18 protein-coding genes are annotated in these 18579 nt (G+C 55.6%); 2 read left to right on the top strand and 16 right to left on the bottom strand.

The annotated features are described in order from the left end of the window. Positions 1-22 precede the first annotated feature (22 nt). From gntU to ACERJC_RS16475, 5 genes are all read right to left on the bottom strand, one after another. Positions 23-1363 carry a gluconate transporter gene (gene gntU, locus ACERJC_RS16495; RefSeq protein ID WP_152400351.1) on the bottom strand — a complete coding sequence of 447 codons (1341 nt, stop codon included), beginning with the start codon at positions 1361-1363 and terminating at the stop codon, positions 23-25. Positions 1364-1366: 3 nt separating this feature from the next. Further along, positions 1367-1894, bottom strand: a complete 528-nt coding sequence (gene gntK, locus ACERJC_RS16490; RefSeq protein ID WP_373672086.1) for a gluconokinase — start codon at positions 1892-1894, stop codon at positions 1367-1369. Between the two features lie 139 nt (positions 1895-2033). After that, positions 2034-3029: a gluconate operon transcriptional repressor GntR gene (gene gntR, locus ACERJC_RS16485; RefSeq protein ID WP_152400352.1), complete on the bottom strand. Its 996-nt coding sequence runs from the start codon at positions 3027-3029 to the stop codon at positions 2034-2036. A gap of 90 nt (positions 3030-3119) precedes the next feature. Beyond that, positions 3120-3815: a pirin family protein gene (locus ACERJC_RS16480; RefSeq protein WP_044253806.1), complete on the bottom strand. Its 696-nt coding sequence runs from the start codon at positions 3813-3815 to the stop codon at positions 3120-3122. Positions 3816-3938: 123 nt separating this feature from the next. Then, positions 3939-4976: an oxidoreductase gene (locus tag ACERJC_RS16475; protein WP_152400353.1), complete on the bottom strand. Its 1038-nt coding sequence runs from the start codon at positions 4974-4976 to the stop codon at positions 3939-3941. A gap of 458 nt (positions 4977-5434) precedes the next feature. Between ACERJC_RS16475 and yhhY the strand changes: the two genes are divergently transcribed. Further along, positions 5435-5923, top strand: coding sequence for an N-acetyltransferase (gene yhhY / locus ACERJC_RS16470; RefSeq protein ID WP_178825009.1), 489 nt, complete (start codon positions 5435-5437; stop codon positions 5921-5923). A gap of 87 nt (positions 5924-6010) precedes the next feature. On the opposite strand, the gene ggt is transcribed toward yhhY, so the two are convergent. After that, complete coding sequence (gene ggt, locus ACERJC_RS16465; protein ID WP_373672085.1) at positions 6011-7756, bottom strand: gamma-glutamyltransferase; 1746 nt, start codon at positions 7754-7756, stop codon at positions 6011-6013. Positions 7757-7875: 119 nt separating this feature from the next. Between ggt and ACERJC_RS16460 the strand changes: the two genes are divergently transcribed. After that, on the top strand, positions 7876-8253 hold the full coding sequence (locus ACERJC_RS16460; protein ID WP_286632062.1) for a DUF2756 family protein: 378 nt from the start codon (positions 7876-7878) through the stop codon (positions 8251-8253). Here ACERJC_RS16460 and ugpQ read toward each other — a convergent pair. From ugpQ to livK, 10 genes are all read right to left on the bottom strand, one after another. Next, positions 8237-8983 (bottom strand): glycerophosphodiester phosphodiesterase, encoded by a 747-nt coding sequence (ugpQ, locus tag ACERJC_RS16455; protein WP_373672084.1) that lies wholly within the window; start codon positions 8981-8983, stop codon positions 8237-8239. The two genes, ACERJC_RS16460 and ugpQ, sit on opposite strands and share 17 nt — an antisense overlap. Continuing rightward, complete coding sequence (locus tag ACERJC_RS16450) at positions 8980-10050, bottom strand: sn-glycerol-3-phosphate import ATP-binding protein UgpC (protein WP_373672083.1); 1071 nt, start codon at positions 10048-10050, stop codon at positions 8980-8982. Before ACERJC_RS16450 ends, ugpQ begins: the two co-directional genes overlap by 4 nt. 9 nt (positions 10051-10059) lie before the next feature. Continuing rightward, a complete protein-coding gene (gene ugpE, locus ACERJC_RS16445) occupies positions 10060-10905 on the bottom strand; it encodes a sn-glycerol-3-phosphate ABC transporter permease UgpE (protein WP_373672082.1) in 846 nt (281 codons plus the stop codon). Continuing rightward, complete coding sequence (ugpA, locus tag ACERJC_RS16440; RefSeq protein ID WP_152400358.1) at positions 10902-11789, bottom strand: sn-glycerol-3-phosphate ABC transporter permease UgpA; 888 nt, start codon at positions 11787-11789, stop codon at positions 10902-10904. Before ugpA ends, ugpE begins: the two co-directional genes overlap by 4 nt. Positions 11790-11886: 97 nt before the next feature. Next, on the bottom strand, positions 11887-13203 hold the full coding sequence (ugpB, locus tag ACERJC_RS16435; protein ID WP_152400359.1) for a sn-glycerol-3-phosphate ABC transporter substrate-binding protein UgpB: 1317 nt from the start codon (positions 13201-13203) through the stop codon (positions 11887-11889). Positions 13204-13505: 302 nt separating this feature from the next. Continuing rightward, positions 13506-14219: a high-affinity branched-chain amino acid ABC transporter ATP-binding protein LivF gene (livF, locus tag ACERJC_RS16430; protein WP_046491597.1), complete on the bottom strand. Its 714-nt coding sequence runs from the start codon at positions 14217-14219 to the stop codon at positions 13506-13508. Position 14220: 1 nt separating this feature from the next. Beyond that, complete coding sequence (gene livG, locus ACERJC_RS16425; RefSeq protein ID WP_042323002.1) at positions 14221-14988, bottom strand: high-affinity branched-chain amino acid ABC transporter ATP-binding protein LivG; 768 nt, start codon at positions 14986-14988, stop codon at positions 14221-14223. Beyond that, positions 14985-16262 carry a branched chain amino acid ABC transporter permease LivM gene (gene livM, locus ACERJC_RS16420; protein WP_152400360.1) on the bottom strand — a complete coding sequence of 426 codons (1278 nt, stop codon included), beginning with the start codon at positions 16260-16262 and terminating at the stop codon, positions 14985-14987. Before livM ends, livG begins: the two co-directional genes overlap by 4 nt. Beyond that, positions 16259-17185 (bottom strand): high-affinity branched-chain amino acid ABC transporter permease LivH, encoded by a 927-nt coding sequence (gene livH / locus ACERJC_RS16415; protein ID WP_042323006.1) that lies wholly within the window; start codon positions 17183-17185, stop codon positions 16259-16261. The genes livM and livH overlap by 4 nt, the downstream gene beginning before the upstream one ends. A 169-nt stretch (positions 17186-17354) precedes the next feature. Further along, on the bottom strand, positions 17355-18464 hold the full coding sequence (livK, locus tag ACERJC_RS16410) for a high-affinity branched-chain amino acid ABC transporter substrate-binding protein LivK (protein WP_152400361.1): 1110 nt from the start codon (positions 18462-18464) through the stop codon (positions 17355-17357). Positions 18465-18579: the final 115 nt, after the last annotated feature.

Here is an 18579-nt window from a genome sequence, read left to right as displayed (position 1 = left end):
CGCAAGCGCCACCCGACAAACATCAGCTCAATAGTTGAAACGCAATCATCCCAATAACGGCGCCCACGGTGCCGAGGATGGTTTCCATCATCGTCCAGGTCTTCAGGGTTTGTGCTTCTGTCGCACCGGTGAATTTCCCGAACAGCCAGAAACCGGCGTCGTTCACGTGGCTGACCACGATAGAACCGCCTGCGATGCAGATAGACAGCGCCGCCATCTGCGCACCGGAGAAGTTCAGTTGTTCAATCACCGGCATCACCAGACCCACCGCCGTTAAGCAGGCCACGGTCGCGGAGCCCTGAATGATACGCACCGCCGCCGCCAGCACGAAGCAGGTAATGGCAATCGGTAAGCCCATCCCGGTCAGCGCTTCACCCAATGCCGGGCCCACGCCGGAATCCACCAGTACCTGCTTGAAGACGCCGCCTGCACCAATCACCAGCAGGATGATCCCCGCCGGTTGCAGCGCGTGACCGCAGATCTCCATCACCTTATCTTTCGGCATCCCCTGACGCATCGCCAGGCCGTAAATCGCCACCAGACAAGCCACCAGAATTGCGGTGAACGGGTGACCGACAAATTCAAACCACTGATAAGCCGTAGAACCGACCGGCACAAAGCGTGCGGCGATGGTTTTCAGCCCCACCAGCACCAGCGGCAGCAGGATCAGCGACAGGCTAAAGCCGAAGGACGGCATTTTGCCCTCGCCCAGGTGCGGTTCGGTAATATCGTCAGGAATATTCAGCTCAACGTAGCGGCTGATAAAGTTGCCCCACAGCGGCCCGGCGATGATCATCCCAGGAATCGCAGCGCACAGACCAATCAGAATCATCCAACCGAAGTCGGCGTGCATCTGAGAGGCGAGCAGCATCGGCGCCGGCCCTGGCAGCAGAAATGCGGCGGCAGCCGCCACGCCCGCAAACAGCGGAATCACCAGCTTCACCAGGTTCGTACCGGTGTGACGCGCCATCGAAAACGCGACGCTAATCAACAGTACAATCGCCACTTCAAAGAACAGCGGCAGCGCGCAAATCAGCCCCGCCAGCCCAATCGCATAGTGCGCGCGACTGTGGCCGAAGGATTTCAACATCTTGACCGCAATCTGATCGACCGCGCCCGTTTCATGCAAAATCTTGCCGAACATTGCCCCCAGAGCGACCACAATCGCCAGGAAACCCAGCGTACCTCCCATCCCTTTTTCCATTGTCGCCGCGATTTTATCGAGCGGCATACCGGAAAAGAGACCTGCACCAATAGACACCACCATCAAAGCAACGAAGGCGTGCATACGCGCCTTCATCACTAAAAACAACAGCAGCAGAACAGAGCCTACTGCCGTTAAAACAAGCGTTAATGTACTCAAAACTTACTGCCTTTTATTAATGACCTCAATGGTGCTGGCAACAACACCTTCCAGTGGCTGATCGATATCCACCACCAGTACATCGTTTTCGTCAGCACCCGGCTCTTGCAGCGTTTCAAACTGCGTCACCAGCATCTGGGTTTTGAAGAAATGGCCTTTACGCGCCTTCAGACGGCTTTCGATCACGTCGAAATCGCCTTTCAGGTAGATGAAAGAGAGGTTCGGGTTACCGTCACGCAGCAGGTCACGGTAGTGTTTTTTCAGCGCGGAACAGACGATCAGCGAAACCTTGTTGGTACGCTGCATCGCAAACGCCGCATCATTCAGCGCCTGCAGCCACGGCTTACGGTCGTCATCATTGAGTGGCTCACCAGACGCCATTTTCTCAATGTTGTGACGCGGATGGAGAAAATCGCCATCAAGAAACGCGGCATGCAGTTGATGCGCTACTTCGCTGGCGACAGCGGATTTGCCACTGCCCGATACGCCCATCAGAACGTAAATGTGGTGATCATGGTTAGTCGTGCTCAAAGTGGTGCCCCCACAGTACAAGAATCAGGAATTGTTACGGGTAACTGTTATCGGTAACATTGTCCAGCCTGACTAAAACAGAAGCAATATCCAAACGTGCGAGAAGTGAATAAGTGTGAGCTACTTCAAACTTGTCGGCTTAAATAGATCCACCCGGTGACAAGGTGAAACCTAAATCTAACATTTTTGGCGTGACGCTCTCCCCGCGGATGCGCGCCAGCAGACGTTCTGCGCCAATGCTGCCCATTCGCTCGCGCGGCGTCAGCACGCTGGCCAGACGCGGCTCCATCACCTGGCCGATATCATGGCCGTGGAAACCCGCAATTGCCATGTCGTCCGGGATCTTCAGCCCTAAACGCTGACATTCAAAAGCTGCGCCCACCGCCAGGTCATCGTTGGTACAGAAGATACCGTCCAGTTGTGGATACTCACGACGCGCCTGACGGATAAGCTCAATACCCGAGGAGTAAGAAGAAGACTGCTCCACCATCACACTGTAGGGTACCAGACCCGCATCCAGCATCGCCTGCTCATAACCCTTCTGTTTGATGATAGTACGTTCGTCGAGACGTGCTCCCAGATAAGCGATGTGGCGATGCCCGCGTGTAATAATCGCGGCGGTCATCTGACGCGCGGCTTCAAAGTTGTCAAAACCGACAGCGATATCGAGGCAAGGCGACTGACTGTCCATCAGTTCAACCACCGGAATTCCGGCCACTTCGATCATTTTCAACGTGCGCGGCGTATGGGTACGTTCAGTCAGGATCAGACCATCGATGTTCCACGAGAGCATCGATTCCAGACGCTCCTGTTCCATCTCTGGCTTATAACCGTAGTGCGCCAGCATGGTTTGATAGCCATGCGCGTCCGTCACGGCCTCAATGCCGCGTAAAACTTCGGCAAAAACCTGGTTGGTTAACGAGGGCAGTAAAACGCCAATGGCCCGGCTGGTGGCGTTGGAGAGGATATCAGGTGCGCGATTGGGAATATAACCCAGTTCATCAAGTGCAGCAGCGATCTTGCCCCGCAGAGCGACGGAAACTTGCTCCGGATTACGCAAAAAGCGGCTGACCGTCATTTTGGTCACGCCAACGCGGTCGGCTACATCCTGAAGTACGGGTCTTTTCTTCTTCATCGTCCTGAGAAATCATAAGTGAGAGATTTGCTCAGTTTATCACGGACAAAGCACAACCTTCCCCGTTTAAAGGGAAGGTTGCGTAATTATTTATACAGGAGGCAGATCAAACAGCAGGATTTCGCTATCGCTGTCAGCATGAATTGACAGAGCCTGCTCATCCCAAATCGCCAGACCGTCGCTGGTAGTGGCTTTAGTGCCGTTAATGCTCACCTCACCTTTTACCACCTGGATCCAGACGCGACGTTCAGCGGCAATCTGATGTACTGACTGCTCGCCTTTCACCAGCGCCCAGCGGTACAGCTCCATATCCTGGTACACTTTCAACGAGCCGTCGCGAGCGTCCGGCGACAGCACCAGCTGTTTGCCCTGCGCGGCGTCGAAGCGGCGCTGCTCGTAACGCGGCGTGATGCCGGTTTTTTCCGGAATGATCCAGATCTGATACAGACGCAGACGATCCGTTTTGCTCGGGTTGTACTCAGAGTGACGGATCCCGGTCCCCGCGCTCATAATCTGGAATTCACCCGCCGGAACCTGCTCTTTATTGCCCATGCTGTCCTGGTGTTCTACTGCGCCTTCCAGCACGTAGGTCAGGATTTCCATGTCTTTATGTGGGTGAGTACCGAACCCCTGACCAGCGTCGATCACGTCGTCGTTAATCACGCGCAGTGCCGAGAAGCCCATAAAGTTTGGATCGTAGTAATCCGCAAAAGAGAAGGTATGCCAGGAATCCAGCCAGCCATGATTCGCGTGGCCACGGTCGTTTGCTTTGCGTAAGTAGATCATTGTGTTCACCCCCAGATGTTTTCGATGGAGTAAGTGTGGACCGAATCCACCATCAATCATAGAGGGTGAAAATTGACTCCTCTGTTCAAAAATTATGAACAACTCAGGAGGAGTCAATCCGGCTTATCGGGCGAGGCTGATGGTGGCAGGAGAGGCCTGTTCAAATGCCCGCTCGAGAATTTCAAGATTGGTAAGAACTTCAGATTCCTTGACGTAATTTGGCACGCCGGTGGTGAGAGTGGCATACAGCGCGTCGTAGACACGACCATAGTCGCCCGTTTCCGGTTTGATCTCTTCTTTCACCGTCACGCCTTCATCGTTGACGTACTCCAGCACGCCAACGGAATCATCCGCCGCAAAGCCCGGTTCACCCGGCATGATGTTGGCCTTCAGGCTGGTTTCCTGCTGATCAATACCGTATTTGATAAACGAACCTTTGGTGCCGTGAACGATAAACTTCGGATAGTCGATTTTCACCAGATGGCTGGTTTTGACAATCGCCTTTACATCGCCGTAAAACAGCTGCGCTTCAAAGGTGTCATCCGGATTGGCCTTATTGCGCAGGCTGCGGATATCGTAGGCCACATGGTCCGGGCGACCAAACAACGAGATTATCTGATCCAGGGTGTGTACGCCCAGGCCATAGAACGCGCCATCCTGCGGCAAACCGGGGTGGGTTTCCACAACCGGACGGTAGTAATCGAAGTGGCTTTCCACTTCCACAATCTCACCAAGCTTACCGCTTTCAATCGCTTTTTTGGCGGTCAGGAAACAGGAATCAAAGCGACGGTTCTGATACGGCGTCACCGTCAACCCTTTGTTTTGCGCCAGTTCAAACAGCACCTTCGCTTCAACCATCGTCGGGGTGAATGGCTTCTCAACCAGTACGTTCTTTCCGGCTTCCAGCGCCCGTTTCGCGTAGTCAAAATGGCTGTCCGCGTGGGTACAGATGACGACCAGTTTCACCTCAGGGTCGTTGAACACTTCATCAAGATCGCTGGTGAAATGGATGTGTGAGTAGATGGGTGCCTGCTCTTCCGGCTTCGCGTGACGGCGAAAAATATGGGCCACATGCCAGGTGTCTTTACGGTTGAGAACGTACGGAAGATGGTAGCGAGTCGCGCTCTTGCCGAACCCGATAAATGCGCAATGTAAGGTCATGATGCTGTCCTTTCAGAAGGTGATGACCTACACCATAGCGCAAAGCGGAGGGAGACAAAATGCGGGAAGTCCTTGAGGGCGCGCTGGCGCACCTGGAAACGGATTGCTCGCGCCTCGGGCGTGAGTGGCGCAGGCAGATTATTCACGGCCTGCGCACAGCAACCGGAGCGTACTTAATGTACGTGAGGAGCTCGAGCACTTCCCGGGGACAAAATGACAAGTAAGCCAGGCTGAAAAAAACCAAAAAAAAGCCAGCACCCGGCTGGCTAAAATAATACTGGAAGCAATGTGAGCAATGTCGTGCTTTCAGGTTTCTCCGCAAGGGTCTTCCTGAACGCAGAGCAATAATAATCATTCTCATTCGCAGTTGTCCAGTGATTTTTACAAAAAAATGCGGTTGACGACATTTTTAATCTCAGCGACTGTAAAGGCACAATTAACGATGAAGGAGAGCGGGAATGAGTGAGATCGTGATACGCCACGCTGAGACCAAAGATTACGACGCGATTCGTCAGATCCATGCCCAGCCGGAGGTGTATTACAACACGCTACAGGTTCCTCATCCTTCCAGCGAGATGTGGCAGACACGACTCGCCGAACAGCCCGGCATCAAACAACTTGTCGCCTGTATTGATGACCGCGTCGTCGGACACCTGTGCATTGCCGTCGCTCAGCGTCCGCGCCGGAGTCACGTCGCCGATTTTGGTATTTGTGTCGATACACAATGGCAAAACCACGGGGTCGCCAGCGCATTAATGCGCACCATGATCGATATGTGCGACAACTGGCTGCGCGTCGAACGCATTGAATTAACGGTGTTTGTCGATAATGCGCCCGCCGTGGCGGTGTATAAAAAATACGGTTTCGAAATTGAAGGCACCGGCAAAAAGTACGGCCTGCGTAACGGCGAATATGTCGATGCATATTTTATGGCGCGGATGAAGTGACAAATTGCCCGGTGGCGCTACGCTTACCGGGCCTACAGCTGCACAAACGTAGGCCGGGTAAGGCGAAGCCGCCACCCGGCAACAAAATCAATACCCTGCGGTTAAATCGTCCACGGTGCGTGGGTCAGATGCACCGTACAACGTGCCGTCCGGCCCGACCATAATGCTCTGCGTGCTACCCATCGCCTCTTTCAGCGCGACCTTCTGCCCTTTTTGCTCAAGCAGTTTGAGGGTGTCCGGGCTAAAGCCTTTTTCCACACGCAACTCATCCGGCAACCATTGATGATGGAAACGCGGCGCATTGGTGGCTTCCGCCACGTTCATCCCGAAATCGATGCTATTGACCACCATTTGCAGCACGGTCGTGATAATACGACTCCCGCCAGGGCTGCCGGTGACCAGCCAGGTTTTACCGTCTTTCACCACGATGGTGGGCGACATCGACGACAGCGGACGTTTCTTCGGTCCAACGGCATTGGCATCGCCCCCCACCAGACCATAGACGTTAGGTACGCCCGGTTTGGCCGAAAAGTCATCCATCTCGTTATTCATCAGAATGCCGGTGTTACCCGCCACAATGCCGGTGCCGAAGGTGGTGTTGAGGGTATACGTCACCGCCACGGCGTTACCGTCTTTATCCACCACCGAGAAGTGAGTCGTCTGGTTACTCTCATAAGGCGCAAGCTTACCAGGGCGAATTTCACTGGAAGGTTTCGCCTTGTTGATATCAATCCGTTCGGCAATCGATTTGGCGTAATCTTTGTTGGTCAGCGCTTGCCACGGCACGTTCACAAAATCCGGGTCACCCAGGTATTCCGAACGATCGGCGTAGGCCTGTTTCTCCGCTTCCGCCATCACCTGCATGGCGTCCGCACTGCCAAAGCCGTATTTCTTCATGTCGAAATTTTCAAGGATATTCAGGATCTGCACGATGTGGATCCCGCCAGAGGACGGGGGCGGCATTGAGAAGACCTGATACCCGCGATAGTCGCCGCCGATCGGCGTGCGCTCTACCGCCTGGTAGCCCGCCAAATCTTCTTTAGTCATCAAACCGCCGTTTTTCTGCATCTCCTGCGCAATCTGGTCGGCAATCGCCCCTTTATAGAAAGCCTCAGGCCCCTTTTCCGCAATCAGCTCCAGACTTTTTGCCAGGTTTTTCTGCACCAGCTTGTCGCCCTTTTTCAGCGGTTCGCCATCCTTCCAGAAAATAGCTTTGCTGTTCTCGTGATTCGGCAACACTTCACTGCCGTAGGTTTTCAGATCGTCCGCCAGCGCATCGTTAACCACAAAGCCCTCTTCAGCCAGCTTGATCGCCGGACGCACCACTTTGTTGAGCGGCAGGGTGCCATATTTTTCCAGCGCCAGTGAGAACCCAGCCACTGTGCCCGGCGTGCCGGAAGCCAGATGGGAGGTCAGCGATTTTTTACTGTCCGGATTGCCCTGATCGTCAAGGAACATGTCGCGTGTAGCGTTAGCCGGTGCCATTTCGCGAAAATCGATCGCCGTGGTCTTACCGTCTTTGGTCCGCAGCAGCATAAAACCACCGCCGCCCAGATTCCCGGCCTGCGGATGCGTCACCGCCAGCGCATATCCCACGGCAACCGCGGCATCCACAGCGTTACCGCCCTGTTTGAGAATATCCACCCCCACCTTTGTTGCCATCGCATCCACCGAGGCCACCATCCCCTGTTTCGCGCGAACGGGATGGAACACATCCTCTTCCACGCCATACGACACCGGAGGCGGAGGAGGGGGAGCAGCGAGCACGCTGAAACAGCTTCCTGAGAGCAGAGCAGCAAGGGCTACCCGGCGTAAAAACGTCGGTTTCGTCATCGTTATTCTCCAAAGATGCGGGGTCAGCCCCCCACTAAGCCTGGTGCATAACTCTGAAATGATCATCGTTTCTCCAGGAAAGGGGTAAACTTAAGAGATACCTCAGAGGAGGAAAGATGATGAAACGATGCTTAATTTTGGCAGCGCTACTGCCATTTGCCTGTCTCGCACAGCCGATTAACACCCTGAACAATCCGAACCAGCCGGGTTATCAGATCCCCAGCCAGCAGCGGATGCAAACGCAGATGCAAACACAGCAGATCCAACAGAAAGGGATGTTAAATCAGCAGTTAAAATCGCAGACGCAACTCCAGCAGCAAAACCTGCAAACGCAAATGAACAACAATCAGCAGCGGATCCAGCAGGGTCAGGTACGCGAACAGCCGTTACCGAATACCAACGGCGGAATGTTGAGTGGCGGTACGCGCCAGGGGAGCGGCCAGCAGCACATGCTACCGCCGCGTCAGAATGGCGATATGCTTAACCCGCAGCAGTAAAGTCCGGGCCAATCACGTCAATCGCATCGGTACAGATGCAGTCCACGCCCCAGCGCAGCAGTTCCGCCGCGCGCTGGGGTTTGTTGACGGTATATACCAGAATATGTAACCCCGCCGTTTTAAGCTGCTTAACCCGCGTTTCATCCAACAGGGTGTGATTCAGGTGAATCGACACGCAGGCCAGGCGAGCGGTCAGTTCGCGCCAGTCATCACGCCACTCGTCAAGCAACAAACCTCGAGGTAACTCCACCGCGGCGGCCTGCGCGGCCTCCAGCGCATCGATGTCAAATGACGACAGCAACGGTGCGGTCATCCCCTGCCACAGCGTACGCGCGGCGAGGGCTATCACTTTCCCCGTCTGTGGCCCGGTTCCGGTGGTCGGTTTAATTTCGATATTGGCCATCAGGCCATGCAGGCGACAGCGTTCTGCCACCTGCGAGAGTAGTGGGAGCGGTTCGCCTTTAAATTCGCCGCTGTACCAGCCGCCGGCGTCCACCCGCAGCAAATCCTGCCAGCTGAGCTCCCCCGCCACGCCCCAGCCGTTGCTGGTGCGTTCAAGGTTGTCATCGTGCAGCAGGAATATTTCCCCATCCTTCGACAGCTTCGCGTCGAACTCGATCATGGTGTGCCCGTAGTGCGCGCCAACGTCGATCGCCGCCAGCGTGTTTTCCGGTGCCAGTTTACCGCCGCCACGATGGGCGACGATGCGGGGATACGGCCAGTTACTCATACACGTTGTCCTGTTTCACCGTCAAAAAGGTGCAAATGATTTTCCGGTAGATGCAGCCACAGCGTGCTGCCTGCCTTTGGGCGATCCTGATGGGCCAGACGCACCACCAGCTTTTGATCGCCCCAGCGACCGTGCGCCAGGTTGTCCGCGCCCAGCATCTCCAGCGTGTCCATCACCAGCGGCACGCCGCCTTCCGCCTGGGAGCTTAGCGCAATATGTTCCGGGCGGATACCCAGCGTCATTTTACGCCCGGCATAGCCACGATAAAACCAGTTCACCGGTAGCGCCATGCCGCTCTCCAGTTCGAAATGCGTACCCGCATGGCTGATACGCCCTTCCAGCAGGTTCATCGCCGGACTGCCAATAAAGCTCGCGACAAAGCGGCTGGCCGGTTTTTCGTAGACCTCCACCGGCGTGCCAATCTGCTCGGCAATGCCTTTGTTCATCACCATCACGCGCTGGGCGAGCGTCATCGCTTCGACCTGATCGTGGGTCACGTACAGCGAGGTGGTTTTCAGGCGACGGTGCAGATGCTGGAGTTCCAGGCGCATCTGCACGCGCAGTTTGGCATCCAGGTTAGAGAGCGGCTCATCAAACAGGAACACGGCGGGATCGCGCACAATGGCGCGCCCCATCGCCACACGCTGACGCTGGCCACCGGAGAGTTCGCGCGGACGACGTTTGAGCAGGCCGTCCAGTTCGAGAATACGCGCCGCCTCTTTCACTCGCTGCTCAATATGCCCCTTGCCCATCCCTCGGATTTTCAGCCCCCACGCCATGTTCTCTTCCACGCTCATGTGCGGATAGAGCGCGTAGTTCTGGAAAACCATCGCGATCCCGCGATCTTTTGGCTCCATTTCGGTCACGCGCTGACGGTCGATCCAGATATCACCGCTGGTGACACGCTCCAGTCCGGCCACCATCCGCAGAAGCGTTGATTTCCCGCAGCCGGATGGGCCGACCATCACAATAAATTCACCGTCCGCCACGTCCAGCGTCAGCGGTTGAATCACCTGGGTTTTACCATCCCAGCTTTTGGTTACTGCCTGTAATTTTAAACCTGCCATCGCGGTATCCTACTTCTCACTGTCCACTAAACCACGCACAAACGCCCGCTGCATGGCTAAAACGATAATGACCGGCGGGATGAGGGTCAGCAGCATTGCCGCCATCACCTGATTCCACAAGGTGGTGCCTTCGCCGGTGGCAATCATGCCTTTGATCCCCGCCACGGCAGTCCCCAGATTGACGTCAGTAATAATCAGCAACGGCCACAGATACTGGTTCCAGCCGTAGATAAAGGTGATGACGAACAACGCCGCCAGATTGGTTTTCGACAGCGGCAGCACGATGTCGCGGAAAAAACGCATCGGCGAGGCACCGTCAATACGCGCCGCTTCAATCAGTTCATCCGGCAGGGTCATAAAGAACTGGCGGAACAAAAAGGTGGCGGTTGCCGAGGCCATCAGCGGCAGCGTCAGCCCGGCGTAACTGTCGAGCATTTTCAGGTTGGCGATCACTTCCACCGTCGGGAAGATGCGCACTTCAACCGGCAGCATCAGGGTGATAAAAATCATCCAGAAGAACAGGTTACGCAGCGGAAAACGAAACCAGACGATGGCAAAGGCGGAAAGCATCGAGACCGCGATTTTCCCCACCGTAATGCCAAACGCCATGATGAAGCTGTTGAGCATCATCAGCCAGAACGGCGCGCTGTTCGCACCGACGCCGTTGACCCAGATGTTTTTCATGTTTTCCAGCAGATGCGTACCGGGGATAAGCGTCATCGGCGTTTCAAACACCGCGTTGTTGTCCAGCGTCGCCGCGACAAACGCGACGTACAGCGGGAACAAAATCACCGTAATCCCCAGTATCAGCATGGTGTGGCTGAATATCGTCAGCCCGCGACGGTTTTCAATCATTGGTAACGCACCTTACTTTCTACGTAGCGGAACTGCACCACCGTCAGAATGATGACGAGGAACATCAGCACCACCGACTGCGCGGCGGACGCAGAGAGATCCAGCCCGGCAAACCCTTCGCGGTAGATCTTATAAATCAGCGTGGTGGTAGCCTGCACCGGACCGCCTGCCGTCGCGGCATCAATAACCGGGAACGTATCGAAGAAGGCGTAGACCAGATTGACCACCAACAGGAAGAAACTCACCGGCGCGATCAGCGGTAACGCCAGTTTGAAAAAGCGACGGATCGGCCCGGCGCCATCGATCGCGGCGGCTTCAACCAGCGAGCGCGGGATCGATTGCAGCGCGGCGAAGAAGAAAAGGAAGTTGTAACTAATCTGCTTCCAGACAGACGCAAAAACCACCAGGAACATCGCCTGTCCGCTGTTCTGCGCGTGGTTCCAGTCATAGCCAAACTGCTCAAGGAAATGGGTAATAAGCCCGCGGCCAGGATTAAACAGGAAGATCCACAATACGGCGGCCACCGCAGGCGCCACGGCATAGGGCAGCAGCATCAGCGTCTGATACAGACGACTGCCGCGCACCACGTAATCCACCAGCGCGGCGAAAAATAACGATACCAGCAGGCCGCTGAAGGTCACCAGCGCGCTGAATTTGATCGTCGTCCAGAAGGAGTCGAGGTAGTAGCTGTCATGAAACAGCGTGACGAAATTATCCAGCCCGACAAACTGGCTGGAAAGCCCAAACGGATCGACGCTTTGTAGTGAGTACCACAGCGCTTCACCCGCAGGCCAGATAAAGAAAATGACGGTGATCGCCAGTTGTGGCGCGACCAGCAAATAGGGCAGCCAACGCGAGCGGAACACCGGACGGGATGAGGACATAAGGGGTTGATTCCTGAACAGCGCCGGATGACGCTACGCTTATCCGGCCTACAGATTCGCGTAGGCCGGATAAGCGTAGCGCCATCCGGCAAAAACATTAAGACTTCGTAGACTGCTCAAAGCGGCGCAGCAGCTGATTACCGCGCTCGACGGCGGCATCCAGCGCCTGCTGCGGAGTTTTCTTGCCGGTCCACACGCCTTCCAGCTCTTCATCAACGATGGTGCGGATCTGCGGCATGTTACCCAGACGCAGCCCTTTGGTGAACGGTAATGGCGGCTTGTTCAGCATCTGACGCGTCGCAATATCCGCACCGGGGTTCTTGTCATAGAAGCCCTGCTCGCGGGTCAGATCGTAAGCGGCTTTGGTGATCGGCAGATAGCCGGTCTTCTGATGCCATTCGGCCGCATTTTCCGGTTTTGCCAGGAAGTCGAGGAACTCGGCAACGCCTTTGTAGGTATCGTTGTCTTTGCCCTGCATCACCCACAGGCTCGCGCCGCCGATGATGGCGTTCTGCGGCGCGCCTTTGGCGTCCGCATCGTAAGGCATCATGCCTACGCCATAGTTGAATTTGGCGTAATGGCGGATATCAGCAAGCGATCCGGAAGAGGCAGTTGTGATAGCGCAATCGCCGTTATAGAACTTCTCGGTGGACTCGTCTTTACGTCCGAAGTAGCTGAAATCGCCCTTCTTGTTCAGTGCTTCCAGCAGCGCGATGTGTTTCACCTGCTCCGGTTTATTGAACTCCAGCACCGCATCAGTGCCGTCGAAACCGTTATTTTTAGTCGCCACCGGCAGACCGTGCCAGGCGCTGAAGTTTTCAATCTGGATCCAGCCCTGCCAGCCGCTGGCGTAGCCACACTTCATCCCTGCGGCTTTCAGCTTCGCGGTGTAGTCAGCCAGATCCTGCCAGGTTTTCGGCGGTTGCTCCGGATCTAAACCGGCTTTCTTGAAAGCGTCTTTGTTGTAGTACAGCACCGGGGTGGAACTGTTAAACGGCTGAGACAACAGATGCCCGGTTTTCGAATCGGTGTAGTAGCCAGAAACGGTCGGTACAAACTGCGATTCGTCGAAGTTAATCCCTGCGTCCTTGAACACTTCATAGACCGGCTTGATGGCTTTCGAGGCCATCATTGTCGCGGTACCGACTTCATAAACCTGTAGCAGCGCTGGCGCATTTCCGGTACGGAACGCGGCGATGCCGGCGCTCAGGCTCTGTTCGTAGTTACCTTTGTACACCGGCACAATCTTGTAATCCGGGTGGGTGTCGTTGAAACGTTGCGCCAGGGAGTCAACTTCTTTACCCAACTCCCCTTCCATGGAATGCCAGAATGGAATGGTGGTAACGGCCATTGCGTTCGTCGCAAAAGCCAGACCAACCGCCAGACCCAAAGCTGTGTGTCGTAACGATGTCATTGTCATCATCTCTCTTATTGTGCCGGATGCGCGAAATCACGCGTTTTATGCTCGCGAGGTAACATGACATGCGCGAATGACAGAAAGATAACCGTTAGATGACGAAGCGGTGACAGTCAGGCTTCAGGTGAATGACGTTTCAGTGGCAAGAAAACAGAAAAAAGCCGGGTGGCGGCTTCGCCTTACCCGGCCTGGTCGATCCTGTGGGTCCGGTAAGCGTATGCGCCACCGGGCAATACAAACGGCTTGGTCTTGTAGGCCTGATAAGACGCAATGCGTCGTCATCAGGCATCACAGACCGTTTAACCGCCTAAATAGGCGCTACGTACCGCTTCGTTGGCCAAAAGCGCGTCGCCGGTATCCTCGAGAACGACATGACCGTTCTCCAGCACGTAGCCGCGATCGGCCAGCTTCAGCGCCTGGTTAGCGTTCTGCTCAACGAGGAAGATGGTCATTCCCTGCTCGCGCAGTTGTTCGATGGTGTCGAAGATCTGCTGGATGATAATCGGCGCCAGTCCCAGAGAAGGCTCGTCAAGCAGCAGCAGACGCGGCTCGCTCATCAGTGCACGACCAATCGCCAGCATCTGCTGTTCACCGCCGGACATCGTACCCGCACGCTGAATACGACGTTCATGCAAACGCGGGAACAGTTCGTATACCCACTTGATGCGCTCCTGGAACTGGTCGCGCTCGGCAAAGAAGCCGCCCATCGCCAGATTCTCTTCCACCGTCATGCGGGAAAACACGCGACGCCCTTCCGGAACAATCGCTACCGCTTCACGCATGATTTTTGCCGTTTGCCAGTCGGTGATGTCTTTATCATCAAACACAATCCGACCGCTGGTCGCACGCGGATCGCCGCACAGCGTACCAAGCAACGTCGTTTTCCCGGCGCCGTTGGCACCAATCAGGGTCACAATCTCCCCCTGATTGATGTGCAGGCTCACCTCGTGCAGCGCCTGAATTTTGCCGTAGTGGGCACTGACTTTGTCAAAGGACAACATGACTTTTTCCATCTTACGCCTCACCAAGGTATGCACGGATCACGTCCGGGTTATTACGAATCTGTTCCGGCGTCCCGTTCGCCAGCGGCGTGCCCTGGTTCACCACGTAAATACGGTCGGAAATCCCCATCACCAGCTTCATATCGTGCTCAATGAGCAGGATGGTGGTGTTGTGATGGTTGCGCAGCTCGGCAATCAGCTCGTCCAGCTCTTTGGTCTCTTTCGGATTAAGACCCGCAGCCGGTTCATCCAGCATCAGAATCTCTGGCTGTGTCACCATACAGCGGGCGATCTCCAGACGACGCTGGTCGCCATAGGCCAGGTTGCTGGCCTGACGGTTCGCGTGTTCCAGCAGACCGATACGCTCAAGCCAGGTGGCCGCGCGATCCAGCGCTTCGCTCTGCGCCCGACGAAACGCCGGGGTTTTCAGCAGGCCGGAAAACACGCCGCTTTTCAGCTGCTGATGCTGTGCCACCAGCAGGTTTTCAATCACCGTCATTTCACGAAACAGACGTACGTGCTGGAAGGTTCGCACTACGCCCATACGGGCAATTTGTTGACCCGGCAGCCCTTCAAGGTGCTGATCGCGAAGCTTAATGGTACCGCCCGTCGGCTTATAAAAACCGGTCAGGCAGTTAAACACCGTGGTCTTACCGGCGCCGTTCGGCCCGATCAGCGACACAATTTCCTGTGGATGCAGTTCCAGTTCAACGTTGTTCACCGCCAGCAGACCGCCGAAGCGCATCATCAGGCCGTTAACCGATAATAATGGCTGACTCATGCCTGCTCTCCTTTCGCTTCCCCGTTTTTCAGCTTTAACTGTGGACGGGTCATCGGCAGCAAGCCCTGCGGACGCCAGATCATCATCAGTACCATCAAACCACCCAGCATCAACATGCTGTATTCATTGAAGTCACGCATCAGCTCGCGGGAGACCACCAGCAGGATAGCCGCAAGGATCACCGCAAACTGTGAACCCATTCCGCCGAGTACCACGATCGCCAGAACAAACGCCGACTCGGCAAAGGTGAACGACTCGGGGCTGACAAAACCCTGACGCGCCGCGAACAGCGTGCCAGCGAAACCGGCAAACGCGGCGCTGATAGTAAAAGCGGTCAGTTTGATGCGCGTTGGGCTTAAGCCTAACGAGCGGCAGGCGATCTCATCTTCACGCAGCGCTTCCCACGCCCGTCCCAGCGGCATGCGCAGCAGACGGTTAATCACAAACAGGCTCAGCACCACCAGCAACAGTGCGACCAGATAGAGGAAAATCACGCGATCGGACGGATCGTATTTCACGTTAAAGAAGTTGCTGAAGGTATCCCAGCCGCCTTCACGCGCGCTCCGGCTGAACTCGAGGCCGAACAGCGTCGGTTTCGGGATCTGGCTGATGCCGTTCGGACCTCCGGTGATCTCAGTATTGTTGAGCAGCAAGATACGGACTATCTCACCGAAGCCCAGGGTCACAATGGCCAGATAATCGCCGCGCAGGCGCAGCACCGGGAAGCCCAGCAGAAAACCCGCCGCCGCCGAAACCAGCCCTGCCAGCGGCAGGCAGGTCCAGAAGCCGAGACCGTAATAGTGGTTCAACAGCGCGAAGGTGTACGCGCCAATCGCGTAGAAGCCGCCGTAGCCCAGTACCAGCAGGCCGGAGAGCCCCACGACGACGTTCAGCCCCAGACCGAGGATGATGTAAATCATGGTCAGCGTGGCGATATCCACCGTGCCGCGTGAAACCATAAACGGCCACGCCACGGCAATCACCAGCAGCGCAATCAGGAATAACTTCTGCTTTACGGTTGAGCCATCAATGGCTGGCAGAATAAACTTCGGTCCGGAGACGCTCTTCAGGCTCTTCTGGAAGATCGGACGCAGCATCTGGAAGAAAAAGACCACGGCAGTACCGATAAACACCCACTGCCAGCGGATGTCGGTAGCGGTATCCACCACCAGTTTGGTGCCATCCAGTTGCAACTGAACGCCCATAAAGACGCCCGCCAGAACGAAGAACATCGCGGCAGAGAGCAGCGCCATCGCAAAATGCATCGGTTTCATACTTTCTCTACCTCCGGACGACCCAGAATCCCGGTCGGCATCACCAGCAGTACCAGAATCAACAGAGCGAACGACACCACGTCTTTGTATTCCGTACTCAGATAAGCAGAAGAAAGCGCTTCCGCGACGCCCAGAATCAGGCCGCCGATCATCGCGCCAGGGATGCTGCCGATCCCGCCGAGAACCGCGGCGGTGAAGGCTTTCATCCCGGCCATAAAGCCAATATAAGGGTTGATCACCCCGTAGAATTGTCCGAGCAGCACACCCGCTACCGCCGCCATTGCCGCGCCAATCACAAAGGTCAGCGCAATCACGCGGTCAGTGTTAATCCCGAGCAGGCTGGCCATTTTTAGGTCTTCCGCGCAGGCGCGGCAGGCGCGTCCCATGCGGGAGTAACGGATAAAAATGGTCAGCGCCAGCATCGCCAGGAAGGTCACAATCCAGATAACCAGCTGCATGGTCGTGATCGAAGCAGAGAAGTTTTCGCTGGCACCCACCACCCATTGCCCGTTGAACAGGCTGGGTAGCGCCACGTCTCGCGAACCTTCCGTCAGGCTGACGTAGTTTTGCAGGAAGATGGACATCCCAATGGCGGAGATAAGCGCAATCAGACGCTTGGAACTGCGGACGGGCCGATAAGCCACCCGCTCGATGCTCCAGCCGTAGGCGCTGGCAATGATAATCGCCCCAATGAATCCGGCTGCCACCAGTAACCAACTGGTATCAATCCCCATCATCATCAGTGCCGCGATAATCATAAAAGAGACATAACTACTGATCATGTACACCTCGCCATGGGCGAAGTTGATCATGCCGATAATGCCGTACACCATGGTGTAACCGATAGCGATCAGCGCGTAGGTGCTTCCCAGCGTGACGCCGTTAAACATCTGCTGCAAGAAATAAAGGAACTGCTCGGACATAAAATAACCTTTTCAACCCGACAAACCGGGATACTGAACCCACTCTAAATAATTCGAGTTGCAGGAAGGCGGCAAGTTTGCCCATCCCCGGGAGCGTACACAAGTACGTGACCGGGGTGGGTGAACGAAGCCAACGCATCTGCGGCTCGAAGTATGACGAGTGGTTGCCTTATTTGGCGGCGGTGGACGAGCCGTCCGCATGCCACTGGAAGACACCAAATTCAAATCCCTTCAGATCGCCTTTTTCATCCCATTTCAGCGGCCCAATCACGGTATCAGCACCGTTTGCTTTCAAATCTTTCACCAGATCCAGCGGCGCTTTGCTGCCGGAACGATCCAATGCCGTTGCCAGTGACTGCACGGCGGCGTAGGTGATCCATACATACGGACCGGTAGGATCTTTTTTATCGGCTTTCAGCGCATCAACAATCGCTTTGTTAGCCGGATCCTGGTCATAGCGTTTTGGCATGGTAACCAGCATGCCCTCAGCCGCTTCACCGGCGATGTTCGACAGCGACGCATTGCCCACGCCTTCCGGCCCCATGAACGTGGTTTTCAGCCCGACGGATCGCGCCTGGCGCAGCATCTGCCCCATTTCCGGGTAGTAGCCGCCGTAATACACAAAGTCGATGTTCTCTTTTTTCAGGCGCGCGAGCAGCGCGGAGAAATCTTTCTCGCCTGCGGTAATACCATCAAAGAAGACGATATTGGCGTTTGCCGCTTTCAGCGAGTCCTGAACGGAACGCGCCAGCCCTTCGCCGTACTGCTGTTTGTCGTGCAGGATGGCGATACGCTGCGGTTTTACCTGCTCAAGAATATACTTTGCCGCGGTCGGTCCCTGAGAAGAGTCCAGCCCGGCGGTACGCATGATGTGCGCGTAGCCACGCTGTGTCAGTTCCGGGTTAGTCGCACCAGGCGAGATCATCAGAATGCCTTCGTCTTCGTAGATATCCGACGCCGGCTGAGTGGAAGAAGAGCAGAGGTGACCAATCACATACTGAATGCCGTCATTGACGATTTTGTTCGCCACTGCCACGGCCTGTTTAGGATCGCAGGCATCGTCATATTCCACGCCCACCAGTTTGTCGCCTTTGATGCCGCCTTTCGCATTGATGTCTTTAATGGCCTGACGTGCGCCGTTAAATTCCATGTCGCCCCACTGGGCTACCGGACCTGACATCGCGCCCACAACGGCAACTTTAATCTCCTCTGCCATCGCCGCCTGCGACATCGCCAGTGCAATCACCCCTGCGACGATCGTTTTCGCATTCCGTTTCATTTACTGAATCCCCATTCGTGATGTACTTATTTTGTATTTATATGGTTAAAAAGCAGACTGTGCTTTATTTGTACTACACTATTTTTACTAGTCTGATTAATGGTTTAGCGCAGTA

The sequence above is a fragment of the Citrobacter telavivensis genome (genome assembly GCF_041807075.1).
Lineage (GTDB): Bacteria > Pseudomonadota > Gammaproteobacteria > Enterobacterales > Enterobacteriaceae > Citrobacter_A > Citrobacter_A telavivensis.
This window is presented reverse-complemented; position numbering and strand designations above follow the sequence as displayed.

What these genes read in the sequence shown, in the direction of transcription:
- gntR (WP_152400352.1), bottom strand. Translation starts at nt 3,029, where the DNA reads ATGAAGAAGAAAAGACCCGTACTTCAGGATGTAGCCGACCGCGTTGGC.
- ACERJC_RS16480 (WP_044253806.1), bottom strand. Translation starts at nt 3,815, where the DNA reads ATGATCTACTTACGCAAAGCAAACGACCGTGGCCACGCGAATCATGGC.
- ACERJC_RS16475 (WP_152400353.1), bottom strand. Translation starts at nt 4,976, where the DNA reads ATGACCTTACATTGCGCATTTATCGGGTTCGGCAAGAGCGCGACTCGC.
- yhhY (WP_178825009.1), top strand. Translation starts at nt 5,435, where the DNA reads ATGAGTGAGATCGTGATACGCCACGCTGAGACCAAAGATTACGACGCG.
- ggt (WP_373672085.1), bottom strand. Translation starts at nt 7,756, where the DNA reads ATGACGAAACCGACGTTTTTACGCCGGGTAGCCCTTGCTGCTCTGCTC.
- ACERJC_RS16460 (WP_286632062.1), top strand. Translation starts at nt 7,876, where the DNA reads ATGAAACGATGCTTAATTTTGGCAGCGCTACTGCCATTTGCCTGTCTC.
- ugpQ (WP_373672084.1), bottom strand. Translation starts at nt 8,983, where the DNA reads ATGAGTAACTGGCCGTATCCCCGCATCGTCGCCCATCGTGGCGGCGGT.
- ACERJC_RS16450 (WP_373672083.1), bottom strand. Translation starts at nt 10,050, where the DNA reads ATGGCAGGTTTAAAATTACAGGCAGTAACCAAAAGCTGGGATGGTAAA.
- ugpE (WP_373672082.1), bottom strand. Translation starts at nt 10,905, where the DNA reads ATGATTGAAAACCGTCGCGGGCTGACGATATTCAGCCACACCATGCTG.
- ugpA (WP_152400358.1), bottom strand. Translation starts at nt 11,789, where the DNA reads ATGTCCTCATCCCGTCCGGTGTTCCGCTCGCGTTGGCTGCCCTATTTG.
- ugpB (WP_152400359.1), bottom strand. Translation starts at nt 13,203, where the DNA reads ATGACATCGTTACGACACACAGCTTTGGGTCTGGCGGTTGGTCTGGCT.
- livF (WP_046491597.1), bottom strand. Translation starts at nt 14,219, where the DNA reads ATGGAAAAAGTCATGTTGTCCTTTGACAAAGTCAGTGCCCACTACGGC.
- livG (WP_042323002.1), bottom strand. Translation starts at nt 14,988, where the DNA reads ATGAGTCAGCCATTATTATCGGTTAACGGCCTGATGATGCGCTTCGGC.
- livM (WP_152400360.1), bottom strand. Translation starts at nt 16,262, where the DNA reads ATGAAACCGATGCATTTTGCGATGGCGCTGCTCTCTGCCGCGATGTTC.
- livH (WP_042323006.1), bottom strand. Translation starts at nt 17,185, where the DNA reads ATGTCCGAGCAGTTCCTTTATTTCTTGCAGCAGATGTTTAACGGCGTC.
- livK (WP_152400361.1), bottom strand. Translation starts at nt 18,464, where the DNA reads ATGAAACGGAATGCGAAAACGATCGTCGCAGGGGTGATTGCACTGGCG.